20 protein-coding genes and 1 other RNA gene are annotated in these 17,620 nt (G+C 47.3%); 2 read left to right on the top strand and 19 right to left on the bottom strand.

The window, feature by feature from the left end; translation table 11 throughout:
* From AAZT04_RS01190 to ffs, 11 genes are all read right to left on the bottom strand, one after another.
* Positions 1-312, bottom strand: coding sequence for a hypothetical protein (locus tag AAZT04_RS01190; protein WP_434678730.1), 312 nt, complete (start codon positions 310-312; stop codon positions 1-3).
* Positions 313-807: 495 nt separating this feature from the next.
* On the bottom strand, positions 808-1,323 hold the full coding sequence (locus AAZT04_RS01185) for a helix-turn-helix domain-containing protein (RefSeq protein ID WP_434678728.1): 516 nt from the start codon (positions 1,321-1,323) through the stop codon (positions 808-810).
* Positions 1,274-1,453, bottom strand: a complete 180-nt coding sequence (locus tag AAZT04_RS01180) for a hypothetical protein (protein WP_434678726.1) — start codon at positions 1,451-1,453, stop codon at positions 1,274-1,276. Before AAZT04_RS01180 ends, AAZT04_RS01185 begins: the two co-directional genes overlap by 50 nt.
* A 29-nt stretch (positions 1,454-1,482) precedes the next feature.
* The gene (locus AAZT04_RS01175) at positions 1,483-1,683 is read right to left on the bottom strand and encodes a hypothetical protein (RefSeq protein ID WP_434678724.1); all 201 of its coding nucleotides are present in this window, start codon (positions 1,681-1,683) and stop codon (positions 1,483-1,485) included.
* Complete coding sequence (locus AAZT04_RS01170; protein ID WP_434678722.1) at positions 1,683-1,859, bottom strand: hypothetical protein; 177 nt, start codon at positions 1,857-1,859, stop codon at positions 1,683-1,685. The genes AAZT04_RS01175 and AAZT04_RS01170 overlap by 1 nt, the downstream gene beginning before the upstream one ends.
* Positions 1,856-2,068 (bottom strand): hypothetical protein, encoded by a 213-nt coding sequence (locus tag AAZT04_RS01165; protein ID WP_434678720.1) that lies wholly within the window; start codon positions 2,066-2,068, stop codon positions 1,856-1,858. Before AAZT04_RS01165 ends, AAZT04_RS01170 begins: the two co-directional genes overlap by 4 nt.
* Positions 2,069-3,220: 1,152 nt before the next feature.
* Positions 3,221-3,673 (bottom strand): hypothetical protein, encoded by a 453-nt coding sequence (locus tag AAZT04_RS01160; protein ID WP_434678718.1) that lies wholly within the window; start codon positions 3,671-3,673, stop codon positions 3,221-3,223.
* Between the two features lie 989 nt (positions 3,674-4,662).
* The gene (locus AAZT04_RS01155) at positions 4,663-5,253 is read right to left on the bottom strand and encodes a hypothetical protein (RefSeq protein WP_434678716.1); all 591 of its coding nucleotides are present in this window, start codon (positions 5,251-5,253) and stop codon (positions 4,663-4,665) included.
* An 83-nt stretch (positions 5,254-5,336) separates the two neighbouring features.
* Positions 5,337-6,050 carry a hypothetical protein gene (locus tag AAZT04_RS01150; RefSeq protein ID WP_434678714.1) on the bottom strand — a complete coding sequence of 238 codons (714 nt, stop codon included), beginning with the start codon at positions 6,048-6,050 and terminating at the stop codon, positions 5,337-5,339.
* Between the two features lie 109 nt (positions 6,051-6,159).
* Complete coding sequence (locus AAZT04_RS01145) at positions 6,160-7,239, bottom strand: tyrosine-type recombinase/integrase (protein WP_434678712.1); 1,080 nt, start codon at positions 7,237-7,239, stop codon at positions 6,160-6,162.
* Between the two features lie 106 nt (positions 7,240-7,345).
* Positions 7,346-7,442: signal recognition particle sRNA small type (gene ffs / locus AAZT04_RS01140), an RNA gene on the bottom strand.
* Between the two features lie 157 nt (positions 7,443-7,599).
* Here ffs and AAZT04_RS01135 point away from each other — a divergent pair.
* On the top strand, positions 7,600-7,914 hold the full coding sequence (locus AAZT04_RS01135) for an MGMT family protein (RefSeq protein WP_020825510.1): 315 nt from the start codon (positions 7,600-7,602) through the stop codon (positions 7,912-7,914).
* A gap of 65 nt (positions 7,915-7,979) precedes the next feature.
* On the opposite strand, the gene AAZT04_RS01130 is transcribed toward AAZT04_RS01135, so the two are convergent.
* Positions 7,980-8,471, bottom strand: a complete 492-nt coding sequence (locus AAZT04_RS01130; RefSeq protein WP_020825509.1) for a YbaY family lipoprotein — start codon at positions 8,469-8,471, stop codon at positions 7,980-7,982.
* A gap of 230 nt (positions 8,472-8,701) precedes the next feature.
* On the opposite strand from AAZT04_RS01130, the gene tesB reads away from it, so the two are divergent.
* On the top strand, positions 8,702-9,565 hold the full coding sequence (gene tesB / locus AAZT04_RS01125; protein WP_020825508.1) for an acyl-CoA thioesterase II: 864 nt from the start codon (positions 8,702-8,704) through the stop codon (positions 9,563-9,565).
* A gap of 79 nt (positions 9,566-9,644) precedes the next feature.
* Here tesB and AAZT04_RS01120 read toward each other — a convergent pair whose 3' ends face one another.
* From AAZT04_RS01120 to AAZT04_RS01090, 7 genes are all read right to left on the bottom strand, one after another.
* Positions 9,645-10,244, bottom strand: a complete 600-nt coding sequence (locus tag AAZT04_RS01120) for a peroxiredoxin (protein WP_242507318.1) — start codon at positions 10,242-10,244, stop codon at positions 9,645-9,647.
* Between the two features lie 58 nt (positions 10,245-10,302).
* Positions 10,303-11,088 carry an archaetidylserine decarboxylase gene (gene asd / locus AAZT04_RS01115; RefSeq protein ID WP_161800659.1) on the bottom strand — a complete coding sequence of 262 codons (786 nt, stop codon included), beginning with the start codon at positions 11,086-11,088 and terminating at the stop codon, positions 10,303-10,305.
* Positions 11,089-11,152: 64 nt separating this feature from the next.
* Positions 11,153-11,839, bottom strand: a complete 687-nt coding sequence (locus AAZT04_RS01110; protein WP_020825505.1) for an MOSC domain-containing protein — start codon at positions 11,837-11,839, stop codon at positions 11,153-11,155.
* Positions 11,840-12,070: 231 nt separating this feature from the next.
* Entirely contained in the window at positions 12,071-13,357 is a 1,287-nt protein-coding gene (gene amtB, locus AAZT04_RS01105) for an ammonium transporter AmtB (RefSeq protein WP_020825504.1), read from the bottom strand.
* A gap of 36 nt (positions 13,358-13,393) precedes the next feature.
* On the bottom strand, positions 13,394-13,732 hold the full coding sequence (gene glnK / locus AAZT04_RS01100) for a P-II family nitrogen regulator (RefSeq protein ID WP_012005549.1): 339 nt from the start codon (positions 13,730-13,732) through the stop codon (positions 13,394-13,396).
* A gap of 292 nt (positions 13,733-14,024) precedes the next feature.
* The gene (locus AAZT04_RS01095) at positions 14,025-15,803 is read right to left on the bottom strand and encodes a SmdB family multidrug efflux ABC transporter permease/ATP-binding protein (protein ID WP_048759593.1); all 1,779 of its coding nucleotides are present in this window, start codon (positions 15,801-15,803) and stop codon (positions 14,025-14,027) included.
* Positions 15,796-17,571, bottom strand: a complete 1,776-nt coding sequence (locus AAZT04_RS01090; RefSeq protein WP_048759595.1) for a SmdA family multidrug ABC transporter permease/ATP-binding protein — start codon at positions 17,569-17,571, stop codon at positions 15,796-15,798. The genes AAZT04_RS01095 and AAZT04_RS01090 overlap by 8 nt, the downstream gene beginning before the upstream one ends.
* Between the last annotated feature and the right edge of the window lie 49 nt (positions 17,572-17,620).

The raw sequence follows: 17,620 nt of genomic DNA, 5'->3' as shown, positions 1-17,620 counted from the left end.
TTAAATTGCTTTGTAATTATTTTCTAATTTCTTTAATGCTGCGCCTGTCAGTGTTAAATCCTGAGGATACTCAATCGATAACCTTCTGACCAACTTTACCGCTGACCTAAACTCACCTATCGAGGTTAAGAGTTTAATCATTCGTTTCTCAAACGGTTTATCATTTGCATCATAAATTTTGTATAGATATTCGAGTTCTAGGATTATTTCCTCCAACCCGTTGAGGATAGCGATTCCGTTTTTCACCAGTTTCTTCCTCAACAAAACACTGAACATGGTTTCGAGATTGGATAATAGCTCATGGTTACTCATTGCCAACCTCCCCCCCCGATTTCTGGTGCAAAACGTCCACGCAATAACCTTCGTACATCTCATTTTGCAATCTGTTCATTTGCAACCAACCGTTGTACTCGAGTTCTGAATAAAAACCGATGCTCTCCCATTTTTCGAGGTGTTGTAGGTGGTCAATACCAATCAACCGAGGGCGCGGTTTGAACACAACACCATCCATGGATGCAATAATTTCTCTTTCTTCTTCTGATAGCACCGGGGATAGTTTATAGCGGGGTTTAGGCTCCCTGCGAGTAACAGTTTCCCTGTTGTTTTTTTTACCTATCGCCCTGCGCTTCTTTTTAACATTATTAAAAATTGCGTAATCTTCCAGTTGACTCGAATTTGAATGACCGAATAGCCCAATAGAAATAACACCTCCAATTATTTTTTAATTTTAAATTTGATATTGTGGATTGAAAAGCAAAGATACATTACTGCTAAAAAATTTAGATAAAGCATAAGCATAATACCCCCTCAAAACGCTATATCCCCGTCATCCCATCCAGAAAAATAATCAGGTTCAATAGGACTGCTCCCTGGGATTTCTGTGGGTTCGGGCGCTGCTTGAACGGCTAGATTTGGCGTAGCGCGATGAGTCGCCTCGTGGCGGGTGCCTTTCCATTGGCTCTCTGACGGGCTTCCCGTAGTCAGGGATAAAACATCATCAATAGGAAGCACAATGTAACTGTTAGAGTATCCGAGGTTTTTTATTTTTTGGAGTAACCCGAGTTTTTCCAGATTGGTTATGGATTTTTCCAAAGTTCCTTTAGATACACCTAAATCATCAACCATCCGTTTTAGGCTGGGGTGCGCTGCTTTATCTCTTCCGTATACCTGCCAATGCAATAAATAGGAGTAAACGGATTTATCTCGTAGGTTAAAGTCCTCTTTTTTTCCGTCAACATAAAAATGGCTTATCGCATAAATTGGGTTATAGCTGTTAAAACTGTGATGCTGGTGATTTTTCTCTTGGTTTTTCTTCTCGGTCATTGTCCCTCATACGTAGGTTATTTGCTAATTCTTTTAAAGTGTGGCGGATATAAGTACCTATTGCGATCCCGTTAGAATCCGCATCCGCCTTTAATGTTTCAAATGTCGCTTTGTCCAATTTAATGTCCATAGTCGCCTTCCTCTTTTTATGTTTTCTTCTTACTGACTCTGATAAATCTCAATCGCTCTATAGGCAGCTGAATGAGCATATTCTGGATATGTTGGAATCCGCGATAACATCTCATCAACAGTTAGGATTTTATCTTTAAGCACACCCAAGAAGATATCGCGGCGGGTAGGTAAGTAGTCGGATGGGTAAGGTATTGTAAAGTTATTTTCGTAGATATTTTCAGTTGTCATTAGTCCTCAATAGTTGAATTGTTAAATCGTTTTTTATGCCACTCAATAAAAATGGATATTTCTTTTTTTAATACATAAGTAACGAATTGATCAGTTGTCATGCCGGACATATCTGCCATGGCCTCTAATGCGTCTATCTGCCCCGTAGTGAGATTAATATTGAAACCCTGACTCATTCACCCTCTCCATTTTTCAACGCTTCTAATCGTCGTGCGCTTTCTTGTACCCTAAACAGCGCAATCCCGAGACGGATTAGATTTTTGTATTCGGGGGATGTTGCGCTCGTTGGAGATAATTTATTAATTAAACGCCGCAGATTCTGGCTTCCATTGTAAATAGCGTTAGCGACATCCTGAGCGGTTTTAAATTTTCTGCGATTTGTCATACTCCTCCTGTTTTGGATGTAGAAAGACCCACCGAAGTGAAACCCCGGCAGGCTATATATAAAAGTTAGTTTACTTGTTACCTAAAGTTAATATATCATGTATAAGTGACAATGTCAATATATTATAATAAATAATTAACCAATTTTATTATATTTTTTATTTATTAGAATTTCAATGTGAATTATCGATATCTCTAAAAGCTCCTATAAGCCACGGTAGGCGATTCTTAGTTCGTTGATATACATCGACCTACCTAATACAGTAAAAAACGCTTACAGAGGCGTACAGGTCGATATAAAAGCGCTGACGGATACTCTCGCAGTTTAATAATCACCCGCCGCGCAAAAGCTGAGGAGTTGGCTGGCGTCGCTATGCCGGAGACACATTAATTCTAGGTATAGAGTACCGATTTATCTGGTTTATGACCAAATGGTCAAGTACTGTTTATGACCATATGGTCCTACAAGACTAACTTAGATCTTATTTATACTAACTTATAATTAATTACTAATAACTATTAATTTATAATTATTAAAATAAAATATCTTGTTTTATGGTCGTACCGACCATAGGTTTTAGTGCACACTGTGCACTGATATTTATGCCTGCGGCACATGAGCACATCAAACACGAATCAATAATGAATGTAATGAATTATTGTTTATGAGTGTTAAGGTTAGCTGGTTGAGCTGTTAAGCGCTAGCCTGCTGAACCTGTTACATAGTCGTAGTGCAGCGCACAATAAAATACATCGGCATGATGCCAATGGTAAGCACATCAATACCAATATTGCCATGCCGATAGATAGCATGACCGGGACGGGCATAAAGAATATCCAAAGACCATGTTTATGGCTGATTTACTATTAACCCTCTATCAGCCAATAAAAAAATAACCTTTGTAAATAGTGTCCATGCCGCAGGCATAAAAATCATGGTCATACTGACCATATATAATAATTATTAGATTAATAGTAATAGATTAATAATAGATTAGTGGTTACATGGGTAGTCACCCCCTACACACCCATATAGTCACCCCCATGCATACATGGGTAGTCACCCCGTAAATATGTGGGGGTGGTCACAATGGATCACCTCCCCTTTACATATGTATATAATTAACAATGAGACCCTCTCTCCTCTTTTGGGTCAAATCTTAAATTTTGGAATTTCGTTATACAGTACACTTAAAAAATGATTTATAGAACTTTCGTCGTCTCTAAAGTCAGATGTAAATCCTATCCAGTAGCCTTCACCATCACTGAGTAACTTGTAAAATGGCTCGTCATACTCTTCATCCTCAGATAAATATTTATAGGTGCGGAACACTATTGCATAACTTGACAATTTATTTATGAAATCCACTCTTATTTTCACAGAATTGAATAAAGATACCACGAAATACTTGTCTTCTTTACATTCCAAACTCAATCCTAAAAAATTATCTTTATCCAAAGACTCAATCCAATAAGTGACATCTTCTTTATACTCTGACCATAGAGTAGAGTATAGATTCAAGTTCTTTTTTAGCCCTTCTAAAAAAGCATAAACTTTATGATTATCAATGCATTCGAAATCAGAGGTAACATCTTTTACGCCCATAGCTTTAGCTCCTAGATATAGTTTTTATAAAAATCATGTTCAAACTTCTCTTAAATACACTCTAAATTCCACCTTAATTACTACATATTAACTATCGGTTTGTCACTATGAAATGTTGCCCTTTTCACCCCACATGTTACTTTTTCCCTTACCTAATCAGTATCCATGAAATATGATGTCGGAATACCTACCAAGCAGAATTATCTCCTTTTGAATGATTCGATTTATTGTTAATTTTTAGCCTCATTTTGGTGCATTAATGAATGACATTCATTCTCATCCATGAACGGCATGTTAGCCGCCTAGTTGATATGGATTCTCATGTAGAATGGTCATGCTGACTGTTGGTGTGTTTTGTGACTGAAACGTCTGAAAGGAACAAGGTGCGTGTTTTGGGTGGGGAGTTATGACTAACTTGTTCAGTGAGATTGTTGGATCAAAAGAGGGAGTTTTCTATCGATTAAAACCATTCTAACTTTAACTTTTAATAGTTAATTTGGTGCCTACACCCTGCCAGAGGGTGGCTAGGGGTTATAACTGCAATATCCAATGTGTAACAAAGGTGCGCAAAACAGTCATTATGTTAAAAATTGATCATCTATACAGTATATATACACTGATTTATAAAAATTTTTCTTTTTACCCTTGAACTCTTTTCTTTTGTGATATTTCAAAATCATAAATGGTAATAATTATCACTTCAATTTTAGAGCTAAGCACCGCTATAGCTATCCCTGGGGATTTACACTACATTTTATTGAATAGGACAAGATATCAAAGGTAATGCCATGAAAAACGCACTATACGCCATTCTACTGGCCTTTAGTCTCCCAGCCACAGCTTCAATCACCTTGATATTGTCAGAAGAACAGGAGAGCGCTGGAGGGGGAAAAATCTGCATCTATGAGAATAGTCAAAGGACAGAAACGACTACGGTTAGCGCTGGTCGCTCCTGCCCTAATACAAAGACGTTTGATGATGAATAACTATTACTTTTCTTTTTCAGCAATTTCCCTTAATTCATCCTCAATCAGACTTAAACAAGTATCATAACGTTCCATTGTTTCTGTATGAATTTTCTTTAACCCTTCACCTACCTCTGTGCCCATAGCTATCAAACCGGAACACCTTGCTTTGTAAACCTCACTGCTGCTTTCAGATGCCTCGGTTGCGACCTGCTCTATTTTATTTAATAGGTCATTATTCATTTTATATGAATCCACTAGACTTTTAGCACTACCGTAGAACCGAACTGTCTCTCTTAACGTAGCTTCTGAAACACACGATATTGCAAGAGCATTCTGCTCGTAAAATATAAAGTTGTTTTGTGTTATTGGAAAAATCATATAAAAAGGCTGACCACCTTGATAAGCCTCTATATTATTATAAGCTCTCGCCTTATATACCTCAAAGAGAGTTGTAATTTCAGCCTTCACTCCAACAAGGACATGCTTTCTTTTCTCAAGTGCAGCAGATTGTTGTTGTCTCTTATGCCTATGCCCCTCAATAAGAGTACCACCTAAAGTGAACAATCCACCTATAACGGCACCAACAAGGCCAGAAATTAAATTAGAGTCCATATATTATCCTTGCTGTATATAAACACTTAAAAATAAATTTTTAGTAACACCATGATATGTGCACTTCCCTTTTTACTCCCCATCTACTTCTTTTCTTTTGGTGGAATACTGAAGTCACAATCACTCTTATCCATAAATTTAAATGACTTATAATCTTTTGTCACAAGCACTGCGTCCGCATACACTTCTAAAACATCAAAACCTTTATTACAAACCAATGTAACACGAGTTGCATGTGACACTAAGCCACCAATATTATATAGTAAAAAAGCAAGAGCCAAAAACCAACTAAAGTAGTAATAATACCAGTGAATCTTTAATTTCCCTGCCAATATACTCGTCCCTGTACTATTAATCTCTTTAAGTTTAAAACTAGGTATCCATTTTCTCCAATCAGTACCTTTACCTCCAAAACTTATAGCAATATCCTGACGTAAATAAATCCATAAAACCATATAAGCAGGAATAATTGAAAACCAGTCACCACGTGCAAATGCGTTAATTGAAAAAATAAAAATAGTTATTATGAAGATTAAGTTTTTAGTAAGGAATCTTTTTACCTTTTCATAAAGGATAGTTTTTTCATCCTCTTTTCTAACTAAAAAATCTATCAACATACTAACCATGCTAAAAATCAAACATGAAAAGAAACCAAACTTCAGCATAATAGCCACGTCGATATTTATAAATTCATGCGGTATTCCTTTTTCTTGGTAATACCCTAAATAAAATGAATATCCAAAAGTATAAAAACATGCGGTTATTAATAACACCAAAATCCCATCAGATAATTTCATAGAAACGCCAACCTGAAAATTTATATTTTTCGTCAAAAAAAATAATATGACTAATTTATACCTATAGCAATAGTAATTACGTCATCTGTTGATGGTAAAACAGATGGAGTCACAACATCTCGACCAACTCTACCAACTGGCCTACATCAACATTTTTCCCATAGCGGTTATAAGTAATCGTCCCGTTGCTATGTCCAAGAAGCTGACTGGCAAACTGCTCCGCCACACCTTGCTCCTTCAACCTAGAGGCCGCGTAATGCCTTAGGCTATGAAACTCCGGCAATCCATGAGGCTTACGGAAGCTTCCAAACCACTTACTAAATTGATGTGAAAAAAGACCAAGGTGGGGTGACAGTTTAGGGAACAATCGAATCTCCTGTTTTTCAACATAGGCCAGCAACCCCGCCTCCAACAGCTTCGAACTGATAGGAACGAAACGCCTCGAACTGGATGTTTTCAGACTCTGCCCCTCGTTCAGATCATCGATGCGGAAACACCACGTACCGTTAACCTGCATTACGTCGTTTTTGTAGAGTTGGCAAGCCTCGTTTTGCCTCATACCAGAGTAGCGACAGATGAGAATGATCCACCGCCGCCACTCAACCATATCCTGAATTGCACTGTGTAACTGTTTCAGGTCATACGCCGTGTAGGCAGGTCGCCTATCCATTGGCGCGGTCGAATCTTTAACATTCATCCCCTCAAATGGATTTTTAATCTCATCATCCGTTCGCATGTTAAGCCACCGGAAGAACCCTGCGTTTTTCTTGATATATCGGTTTCTAGTTGATGCTGAACCTTCTAACGTATCCACATAATCAGCCGCACACCGTTTGCTGAATGGTTGTACTGTAGTCGCCAGATAGGCGTTAACGCAGCGCTCTATGGTGAGCAACTCACGCTCCCCCACCGCATCTTTCTTTGATGCTATATAGGCTTGCAGCTCATTCTTGAGATTGATTTTGGGTTGTTGGAGTTGTTGTGGTGCAGTCGCAGCAGGTGACATGTGTGCCGGGATGCCCTCGCTGAGGGGGAAAGGACGGGAAGCAAGGTAGAGCTGAACGCGTTCCAAAGCTTCACGCTTTGAACGGGTGCGGAGTGATACGCGGGTTTCCCGACGTTTTCGAGCTGTCAGGTAAATTCGGCGGTAGTACCAAATGCCATGACGGGAGAGAACGAGGTGAGACATAGTTAGCATCCTAAGTGATACACAAAAAGTGTGACACCTACGAAATCAATGCACTAAATCTCAATTAATAACTGATAAATCAATCAGTTACTGAAATTGGTGGAGGCCCTGCCAGCTACATCCCGGCACACACGTCACCTGCTGCGGCTGCTTCCTTCCGGATCTGACCGAGTTCACAAGTTAGTGTTGCGGGAGAACCAACAGGGCCCCCATTGACGGCTTCTGGTACTGCGAAGCGGTGGGCATTATCGGTGATGACCAGCCAAATAGCAAGCCAACCGGGGCCAACCGCTGTTTTCTTACCCACCTCGGCTGTGGCACACTTTGATCTTGGGATTTCGCCGCAGCAGGAACACAGAAATGGAATCAGAAGACGCCTCATTCAGCCAGCGGGTGTTTCACATCGTGGCCGCCATTCCTTATGGCAAAGTGACGACCTACGGTGAGGTAGCGCGTCTGGCCGGTTCACCACGTGCGGCACGTCAGGTGGGCGGCGTATTGCGTCGCCTACCGGAAGGCAGCAGCCTGCCCTGGCATCGGGTGATTAACCGGCACGGGCAGATTTCGCAGCAGGGCGAGGACTTCCAACGCCAACGTCAGGCATTGCTTGGGGAAGGGATCGTTTTTGGCGCCCACAGCACGGTGGATCTGTTGGTTTACGGCTGGCGCTGGTGATAAAAAAACAGCCTTTGGCCGGAGCGCAAAGGCTGTTGATAGCTTACTGCTTCAGGACTACCGGATTACGGCATCGCCGTTGGCGTTGCCTGAACCGGTATGCCTTGCACCGGAACCAGCAGCAGGTCGGCACGGGTGCCGTTACGGTTCACCACTTCCTGGATTGTGTCGGTAATAAAGATCAGCTGCCCATTAACCGTGATTGCCGCGCTCAGGATAATACGCGCATTAGGCTGAATATCAGCCGGGTTGAACGGCAATACAAAATTAAACGGCGCCTGCTTGCCGTCGGTGCGTACCGCACGCTGGGCGATCACTTTAGACGGAGCGTCCGCCAGTGAAGCATCAGAGAGCGTGACGGTCAGTATCGCATCCGGCGGCAGCGCAATGCGCTGGCGAATGTTAACCGAACCAGTCACCGCCGGGCCCTGAATCTGCGTTTGTGCAATCGCCGCGCTTCCCGCCGTTGGAGTAGGCACATTGCCACTCTTCTGGGCACAACCAGCCAGAGTGAGGGTTAATGCTGCAGCTCCACCTACGATTTGCCAGAGTTTCATGGATCGGTCTCCTTTTTTATTATCAACACGTTGGTGGCTTCCACCACCCCATTCATTAAAGTTAGCACAAAACACTGAAAAATCCATTTAACACTGCCTATTAATCACTTACCCCCCTAATAACGTTCAGTATTCAGCCAATTTTCTCTGTGCCATAACGCAATATATTGACGTCTTACCGTGATATTCCGCACACTGAGCAAAATGATTATTATAAGGGTAGTAACTTTATGAGCCAGGCACTGCAAAACCTCCTTGATCTGCTGGATCTGGAGAAAATCGAAGAAGGGTTGTTCCGCGGCCAAAGCGAAGATCTGGGGCTACGTCAGGTATTTGGCGGTCAGGTGGTTGGTCAGGCACTTTATGCCGCCAAACAGACGGTTCCGGCAGAGCGGAGCGTACACTCGTTTCACAGCTATTTTCTGCGTCCAGGCGACAGCAGCAAGCCGATTATCTACGACGTGGAAATCCTGCGCGACGGTAACAGTTTTAGCGCCCGTCGCGTCAGCGCCATTCAACATGGCAAGCCGATTTTCTATATGACCGCCTCTTTCCAAAGCCCGGAAGAAGGGTTTGAACATCAGAACACCATGCCGGATGTGCCGCCGCCGGAAGGACTGATGTCCGAATCGGACATTGCCCAAAAGTTGTCGCACATGCTGCCGGATAAAGTGCGTGAAAAGTTTATCGGCCAGAAGCCGATCGAAATGCGCCCGGTCAAATTCCACAACCCACTGAAGGGCAGCGTGGAAGAGCCGCACCGCTACGTTTGGTTCCGCGCCAACGGCACCATGCCGGACGATCAGCGCATCCACCAATATTTGCTGGGTTACGCGTCAGATTTTAACTTCCTGCCGACGGCGTTGCAGCCTCATGGCGTAGGCTTCCTGGAGCCGGGCATGCAGGTGGCGACAATTGACCACTCAATGTGGTTCCACCGCCCTTTCCGCATGGATGACTGGCTGTTGTACGTGGTCGAAAGCACCTCCGCTTCCGGCGCCCGTGGATTTGTGCGCGGACAATTTTATACCCGTGACGGCGTTCTGGTTGCCACTACGGTGCAGGAAGGCGTCATCCGCCAGCGCGAAGCCTAAGCAATTAACCTTTCAATGGAATGCCAGTCAGGTTGGCTGGCATTTTTGCTTTGTGCCTTCACAAATGGGCGGGCCCAGCTCAGTCAAGGGTTCCCGGTGCCAAATCCGGATGGTCTCTCAGCCACCCGATGACCTCAGCGGCCGCTCTGTTCGCGGGGAAAACGGGATAGAACACATGTTCAATCGTGCCATCCCTGATGATCAGCGTTAAACGCTTAATCAGCCGCATGCCTTCCACGTTCATCGTGGGTAAACGCAAGGCGTCGACCAATGCAAATTCAGCATCGCTCAAGATGGGGAAAGTCAGCCTGAGACGGTCAGACAGCTCTCTCTGATAATCCGTGGTTTGCGTGCTCAACCCAAAGATCCTGATCCCGAAGGTGGTAAACGCCTCCTTTTCGGCCTGAAAAGATAAAGTTTGCGCTGTGCAGCCACGGGCTCCGGGGATAGCGTCCCAACCTGCCGGCAGATTGCCGTGGGGCTCGCCGGTCCTCGGATAGGCATAAACAACCGTTCGCCCCGGCAAGATAGACAAGTCTACCCTCTCACCAAACGTTGAGTGAAAACGCAGGGCCGGCATCGGCATGCCGACCAGATGATCGGCCGCACCGTCATCCACCGGGCATGGCAGGTCGTCTGGCAATAACGCGGGATTGCCCATGTGATGTGTATTCGCCATGCTCTGACTCCCTATTCAAATGAAAATACTTCCTCATCGTTCGGCGAAGAGTTAACGCTTACTTTTTCATCACGGTGACAAAAGCATCAGAAAACTCAACCCTATCCCCTTGATTTACACTACTGAAATCGAGATCCCAGCAGGAATCAAACAGAACTATGACTGTTGACCCCATAGTGAAATAACCTATCTCCTCGCCCTTCTTGTAAAACAAACAATCATTATAAAAAGACTCATGGGTGTAGAGCCGGTTATAGTTGACCTTTCCTCCCCAAGCAGTGACTATCCCCCCCACCATAAATGCGCCTACAAAAATAACGGACATCCTGCCATGCTCCGTCATAAACTCACAAATCAGCCGTTCATTACCCACATATAATTCTTTATCATTTTTTACATTCTTCTCCCTGACCGATTTAAAATCTCCGGGACAATAAATGGTATTAATCAAGAAACCGTCGAACGGCATATGTACCCTGTGATAATCCTCCGGCGCCAGGTATATATTCGCAAAACGGCCGCCATTGTAGCCCTGCGTCATTTCATTATTAAAACCAAAAAGCCTAAAGATGGAATACTCAACCCCCTTAGCTTGCAGTAACGTATTCTCTTTTATCTCGCCATGGGCCCCCATACGCCCATCACAAGGCATACAAAGCTCAGTTGAATTCAATAAATTGACTTTATTCTTTGTTTCTTCGCTGAGCTCTCTGCAAAAAAAATCCTGGAAACTGCTGTAATCCTTGATGTTCTTCTTCTGGTAACGTGACAAATCGATTGACTTTGCCTTGCACAGGATAAAAATAAAAATATAGTGAACGTTAAAAAAACTGGCTTCACTCATCCGCTTCCCAATTTTGAATAGGTTTGTACGTAGCAGCGATAAAAAATCAACGTACCCTTTCATTTTAATCCTTTTTTCCATGCAATCTTGGCGACCAATCTTCAACAGCCCCAGTGAGCAATCTTTTCATAAACAGTTTCCGCCAAGAGGCAACCAAGGGTAATTCCAACATACTGGTCAGGGTTTCTTCATCAAGAGATTTAGTAAAAATAACTTTCATTATCTCCTGCAAACTCCATTTATCATTGGTCCTGTTAATCAAGGTAATTTCATCGCCCAAACCGACATTTCCCTGCTGAATCACCCTGAAATACCAACCGGTGCGGTAGTTAATTTGTAGCATTTCCGAAAAATAGGGAATGTCGAATCTGTCATTTAACTTCCAACAGGGTAATCGACCTTGTGAAACCTCCACTACTGCCGTCCCTATGCTAAAAATGTCGCCGACAAAGACCTGACTTTCATCCAAACCGATAGTGCTAAAATTCTCGCCAAATGCGCCGGCATTCTCGAAAAAGGGACAGTCGGGAAATTCTGCCTTCCACTTTTTATAATGTTCCAATGGATAAACGTGTACCGCCTTTTCCGGTCCGCCATGTACCTTCAGGTCGCCGATCTCATCACCCTCAATGCCTTCATAACCTACTGAAACCAGATGATTAACCTCTTTTTTGAATATGCCGGTAAAGCTGTCAGGACGAGTGAAAGGAACCACTTTTCCTACGTAAACAGAATTCACTATTCCTTTCATCGTTATCTCCCACTTAATACGTATTAATACAAATAAATAAAACAAACAGTACAAACCAAGGCCATTATAGAAAAAGCACTTGATAATGCAATTAATATAAGGTCAATAAAAACAGTGCGTTACTTAAAAAGGGGGAATATCGTTAAAAAAGAAAAAGGGCGATGTCTCCATCGCCCTTTCTGCATCATCATTATTTTTCGAGTTATTTAGCGCACTGCCCTTCTTCAAGGCTTATTGGTTGTAGGCACTCTCACCATGACTGTTGACGTCCAGACCTTCGCGCTCCTGCTCTTCCGGTACGCGCAGCCCGACGATAGCACCTGCCACTTTGAAGGCAATGAAAGCGGCCACTCCAGACCATACCAGCGTGATCACCACGCTCAACAGTTGGATCCACACCTGATGCCCCATGGTAACGCCTTCTGCGTACCCGGTTCCGCCCAGCGAGGCGGAGGTGAACACGCCGGTCAGCAAGCATCCGACGATGCCGCATACGCCATGTACACCGAACACATCGCAGGTATCGTCCACTTTCAGCCATTTCTTCAGCGTGACCACGCCCCACAGACCAGCAATGCCACCGACCAGGCCGATAATCAACGCCCCGCCAACCCCTACGGTACCCGCAGCTGGCGTGATGGCAACCAGCCCGGCGATACAGCCGGAACAGGCCCCCAGCAGAGAAGGTTTACCGCGCACAATCCACTCGGCAAAAGTCCAGGAAAGAATAGCGCCTGCGGTTGCCACTACGGTGTTCAGGAAAGCCAGGGCCGCAATGCCGTTAGCCGCGCTGGCAGAACCGGCGTTAAAGCCGAACCAGCCGATATACAGGATAGAAGCGCCGGTAAATACCATCGGCAGGTTATGCGGTTTGAAAGCTTCCTTACCGAAACCAGCACGCTTGCCGAGCAGATAAGCGCCCACCAGGCCGGCACTTGCCGCATTGATATGCACCACGGTGCCGCCGGCAAAGTCCAACGCGCCATCAGCAGCCAGGAAGCCACCGCCCCACACCATGTGGGCAATCGGCAGGTAGGAAATGGTGAACCAGATAGCGGCGAAAATCACTACCGCCGAGAAGCGGATACGCTCGGCAAAGCCCCCCACCACCAGCGCGACGGTGATACAAGCGAATGAACACTGGAACGCTACGTGGATCATCTGGCTAAAGGTCCCGGTGACGCTGTCAATGCCAATGCCTTTCAGCATCGCTGTCTGGAAACCACCGAAGAAGGCATTACCTTCGCTGAACGCCAGACTGTAGCCATAAAGCACCCACAGAACACACACCAATGCGAAGGTGACGGTGACCTGGGTCAGCATGGAGAGCACGTTTTTGGAGCGCAGCAAACCACCGTAAAACAGAGCGACACCCGGCAAGGTCATGAACAGCACCAAAGCGGTGCAAATCATCATGAAGGCGTTGTCAGCCTTGTCTGCGACCGCCGGAGCGGCCAGGGCCAAAGAAGGAACCATGGTTACCGTACTCAGGCCCAACATGGATAAAAGTTTTTTCATTATCAATCCATCCCCATTACTTTACTGAGCCTGTGATTACAGTGCTGCTTCGTCTGTTTCGCCGGTGCGAATGCGAATGACACGTTGCAATTCGGCAACGAAAATTTTGCCGTCACCGATTTTGCCGGTGTACGCTGCTTTACTAATCACATCAACCACTTCATCCAACTGATCGTCGGCGATAGCGATGTCGATTTTTACTTTAGGTAAAAAGTTGACGCTGTATTCGGCTCCGCGATAGAGCTCAGCGTGCCCCTTCTGGCGACCAAAGCCTTTTACTTCGCTTACGGTCAGCCCCTGAATGCCTACAGAGGATAGGGCTTCACGCACGTCCTCCAGCTTGAATGGTTTAATCACCACGGTCACCAGCTTCATATTGCCCCTCCACGAATTAAGCCCAAACTCACCCCGGTACGAGACTTATAAAGCAAAGGCTATGCCACAAATGGTTTTGTACGCGGATTCAGCAAATTAACCGGCAGGATGGGGATCTGGCATGCGACGAGCGGCTAATAGCGCGCGACCAACTGATGGGCTGATTAAATATTGCGCACTAATTTGGTGCGTAGCGCGTCGAAAAAGTGCAGCGAGAGGGATTTTAAACGGACTTGTGCCTGTTTGTGGTGCGTGGCGACAAAAGAAAGGGGCCGTTAAAACGGCCCCCAGATCATGCGGGTTGTGTTTCTTCGCGATTGGCAGCGGCCAATTCTTCACCCACCAGTTGCAGCTGGTACATCTGGTAGTAACGCCCCTGCTGAGCCAACAGTTGCTGATGATTGCCCTGCTCGACCGCCTGACCCCGGTGCAGAACCAGAATTGAATCGGCATCGACAATGGTCGACAATCGGTGAGCGATCACCACCAGCGTGGTATGTTCACGAATCAAACGCAGTGCACGCTGAATCGCTTGCTCAGTGCCTGAATCGATATTGGCGGTCGCTTCGTCGAGGATCAGGATCTGCGGCGCCTGCACCAATACCCTGGCCATCGCCAATAGCTGTTTCTGGCCCACCGACAGGTTGTTACCCTGCTCGCCCAGCCGGGTGTGAATCCCCTGTGGGAAGCTGCGTACCAGCTCAGCCAATTGCACCGTTTCCAGCGCCTGCCACACTATCTCTTCACTGATGTTACGGCCCAGCGTAACGTTGGCCAGCACCGATTCGGCGATCACCACCGGATCCTGCTGCACCATTGCCACCCCCTGCCGCAACGTACGGTGCGACAGGCTGGCCAGCGGACGACCATCGAGACGGACTTCGCCCTGATTGACCGGGTAATACCCCATCAGCAGGTTGGCCAGCGTGCTCTTGCCGCTGCCGGTATGCCCCACCAACGCCACAAAGTCCCGCGACGGCACCGACAGCGAAATATGCTGCAGCACCTTTTTGTCATCGCGGTAGGCAAAGCTCAGGTCTTCAATATCAATGCGGCCACTCTCGAGCGGGCGATCGTCCGTCCCATAGCTCTGTTGACGGCGATCCATCAGTTCGAAAATACGCTCGCCGGCCACCACCGCCTGCTGCAGAATCGACTGCTGCGACGTCAGCTCGATCAACGGCTCATTCAGACGCCCGAGGTAGTTGATAAAGGCATAGAGCACGCCCACGCCAATGCTTCCCTCACCGCTGAAGCCAAACAACATCAGCAGGCCACACAGCACCAGCGCCGAAAACAGGCTGAGCAGCGGACGCAACAGGAAACCATCCAGCCGCAGTGTCTGCATACGCGCGGTGTAGTGCGAACGGCTGGCGGCGCTCATGCGTTCACCAAAGCGGATCTGTTGGCGGAACTGCTGGATCACGCCCATGCCGTTGATCACTTCGTTAAAGCCGTCGTTGATGTCTGCCAGATAGCTGCGCACCCGGCGCACAATCGGGATGCTGTAGTATTGGTAAATGCCCATCACCACAAACACCGCCGGGAAGATGCAGATCGCCACCAGCGCCATACGCCAGTCCAGGCTGAACATCGCCACCAGCATGGCGCCAATCAGCGCAGCGCTTTTCAATACGGTGGACACTACCATGACGTACAGATCTTTAATCACCTCGGTGTCATTGGTCACTCGCGAGATCAACTGCCCCACCGGCTGCGTATCAAAAGCGCTGAGCGGCTGACGCAACGCGGCGTCCATCACGTCGGTACGCAGGCGTTGAACCACCCCGACCGCGGCCTGATTGAACAACAACGCTTGAAAATAGTGCAGCGCCGCCGCCAACAGCTCCAGCAGAATATAGGCCGCCGCCAGCCCGCAGACGATCATCAGCGGCAACTGGCCCTTAGCCACATAGTTATCGATAAAATAACTGATCAGGATCGGCCCGGCGACTTCCGCTGCCGCCGCAACCCACAACATCAACACCGCCAGCCCCAGAGGTTTGCGGTATGGCGATCCATAAGCCAGCAACCGTTTCAGCGTCGGCCACAGCTTTTGCATCTTATTCATTGGCCAGTATCTCCTCGCCGCTTTCCGGTGCCTCATCCAGCGCCGCTTCCAGTTGCTGATAGCGGTACATATCGCGGTACCAGCCCGGTTGGGCCGCCAGGGACGCATGTTCGCCACGCTGAGCCACGCCGCCGTGTTGTATCACCAGAATTTCGCTGGCTTCGGTCAGTGCCGAAAGCCGGTGCGCGCTGATAATCACCGTCCGGTTTTGTCCCCAACTGCGCAAATTGTGCAGGATTTGGTGTTCGGTTCGACCATCTACCGCCGACAACGCATCGTCGAGGATCAAGATTTCTGCATCCAGTAACAATGCACGGGCAATAGAAATACGCTGTTTCTGGCCACCGGACAGCATCACGCCACGCTCGCCCACTTCAGTTTCATAGCCTTGCGGCAGGCGCATAATGTCTTCATGCACGCTGGCCAACTGGGCCGCACGCTCAATCTGTTCCTGCGTCGCACCCGGATTCCCCAGCGCAATATTGTTGGCCACGCTGTCCGAGAACAAGAATGGCGTCTGACTCACCACAGACAGTCGCGAGCGCCAGTCGTCGAGCTTCACCTGGGTCAGCGGCAATCCCTCATAGCTAATCTGACCATCATCCACATCAAACTGGCGCTGGATCAACGACAGTAACGTTGACTTACCGGCACCGGTCGGGCCACACAGGCCAAGCATCTGACCCGGCTCCAGCTTCAACGTGACATCGTGCAACGCCGGGTGATGGTTGCCAGGATAGTGGAAGGATCGGATATCGACGGCCAGGCTGCCACGCCCCGCCGGCAATGGATGCTCACCGTCGGTCACTGCCGGCGCTTCCTCCAGCAGGCTGCGAATGCGGCCGTATGCCGCACTGCCGCGTTCAACAATGTTGAACATCCAGGCCAGCGCCAGCATCGGCCAAATCATCAGGCCGAGGTACATCACGAAGCTGGTCAGTTGCCCAAGCGTCAGGGAGCCATTGACCACCATCCAGCTGCCACCGCCGATAGCCAACAGATTGGCGGTACCGATAGCGATGTAAATCGTCGGGTCAAAACGCGCATCTACCCGCGCTACGTGCATATTTTTGGCGCCGGTTTGGGCGGCCACTTCGGCAAATTGATTGGATTGGTGATCCTCCAGACCAAACGCCTTAATCATGCGGATGCTGGTCATGCTTTCCTGCGCCTGATCGTTCAGGCTGGAGAACGCCGCCTGCGCCGATTTAAAGCGCTGATGCAACTGATCGCCGTAATACTTGATAACGATCGCCATGATGGGCATAGGGATCAACGAAAGCAGGGTCAACTGCCAGCTAATTTGGGTGCTCATCACCACCAGCACCGCCAAGCCCATTACCAGCGAATCGACCAGCGTCAACACCCCTTCACCGGCAGCGAAAACGACCCGATCGACATCATTGGTGGCGCGTGCCATCAGATCGCCGGTACGGTGGCGCAGATAGAAAGCCGGGTTCTGGCGGCTAAGCTGGCGATAGAAATTTTCACGCAGTTCGACGGCAAGCTGATAAGACGCGCCAAACAGCAACACTCGCCATACGTAGCGCAGCAGGTAGACCACCACGGCGGTACCGAGCATCAGCCCCAGCCATGCCATCAGCACGCCGCTGGACATCTGTTTTTCGGTAATACCGTCGACAATGATCCCCACCAGCTTGGGTGGCAACAGCTGCAGAATGGCAATGATGATCAACAGCACCACTGCCCCCAGGTAGCGGCGCCACTCGCGGCGGAAGTACCAGCCGATTTGGGTAAATAGTCTCACGCAGTTTTATTCCAGGATGTAGATGTAATAGTTTTTTCTCTCGATCTGC

The organism is Serratia sp. Je.1.23.a (genome assembly GCF_051129805.1).
Classification (GTDB): domain Bacteria; phylum Pseudomonadota; class Gammaproteobacteria; order Enterobacterales; family Enterobacteriaceae; genus Serratia; species Serratia liquefaciens.
The sequence above is the reverse complement of the archived record's forward strand: the minus strand, read 5'-3'. Positions and strand labels throughout refer to the sequence as shown.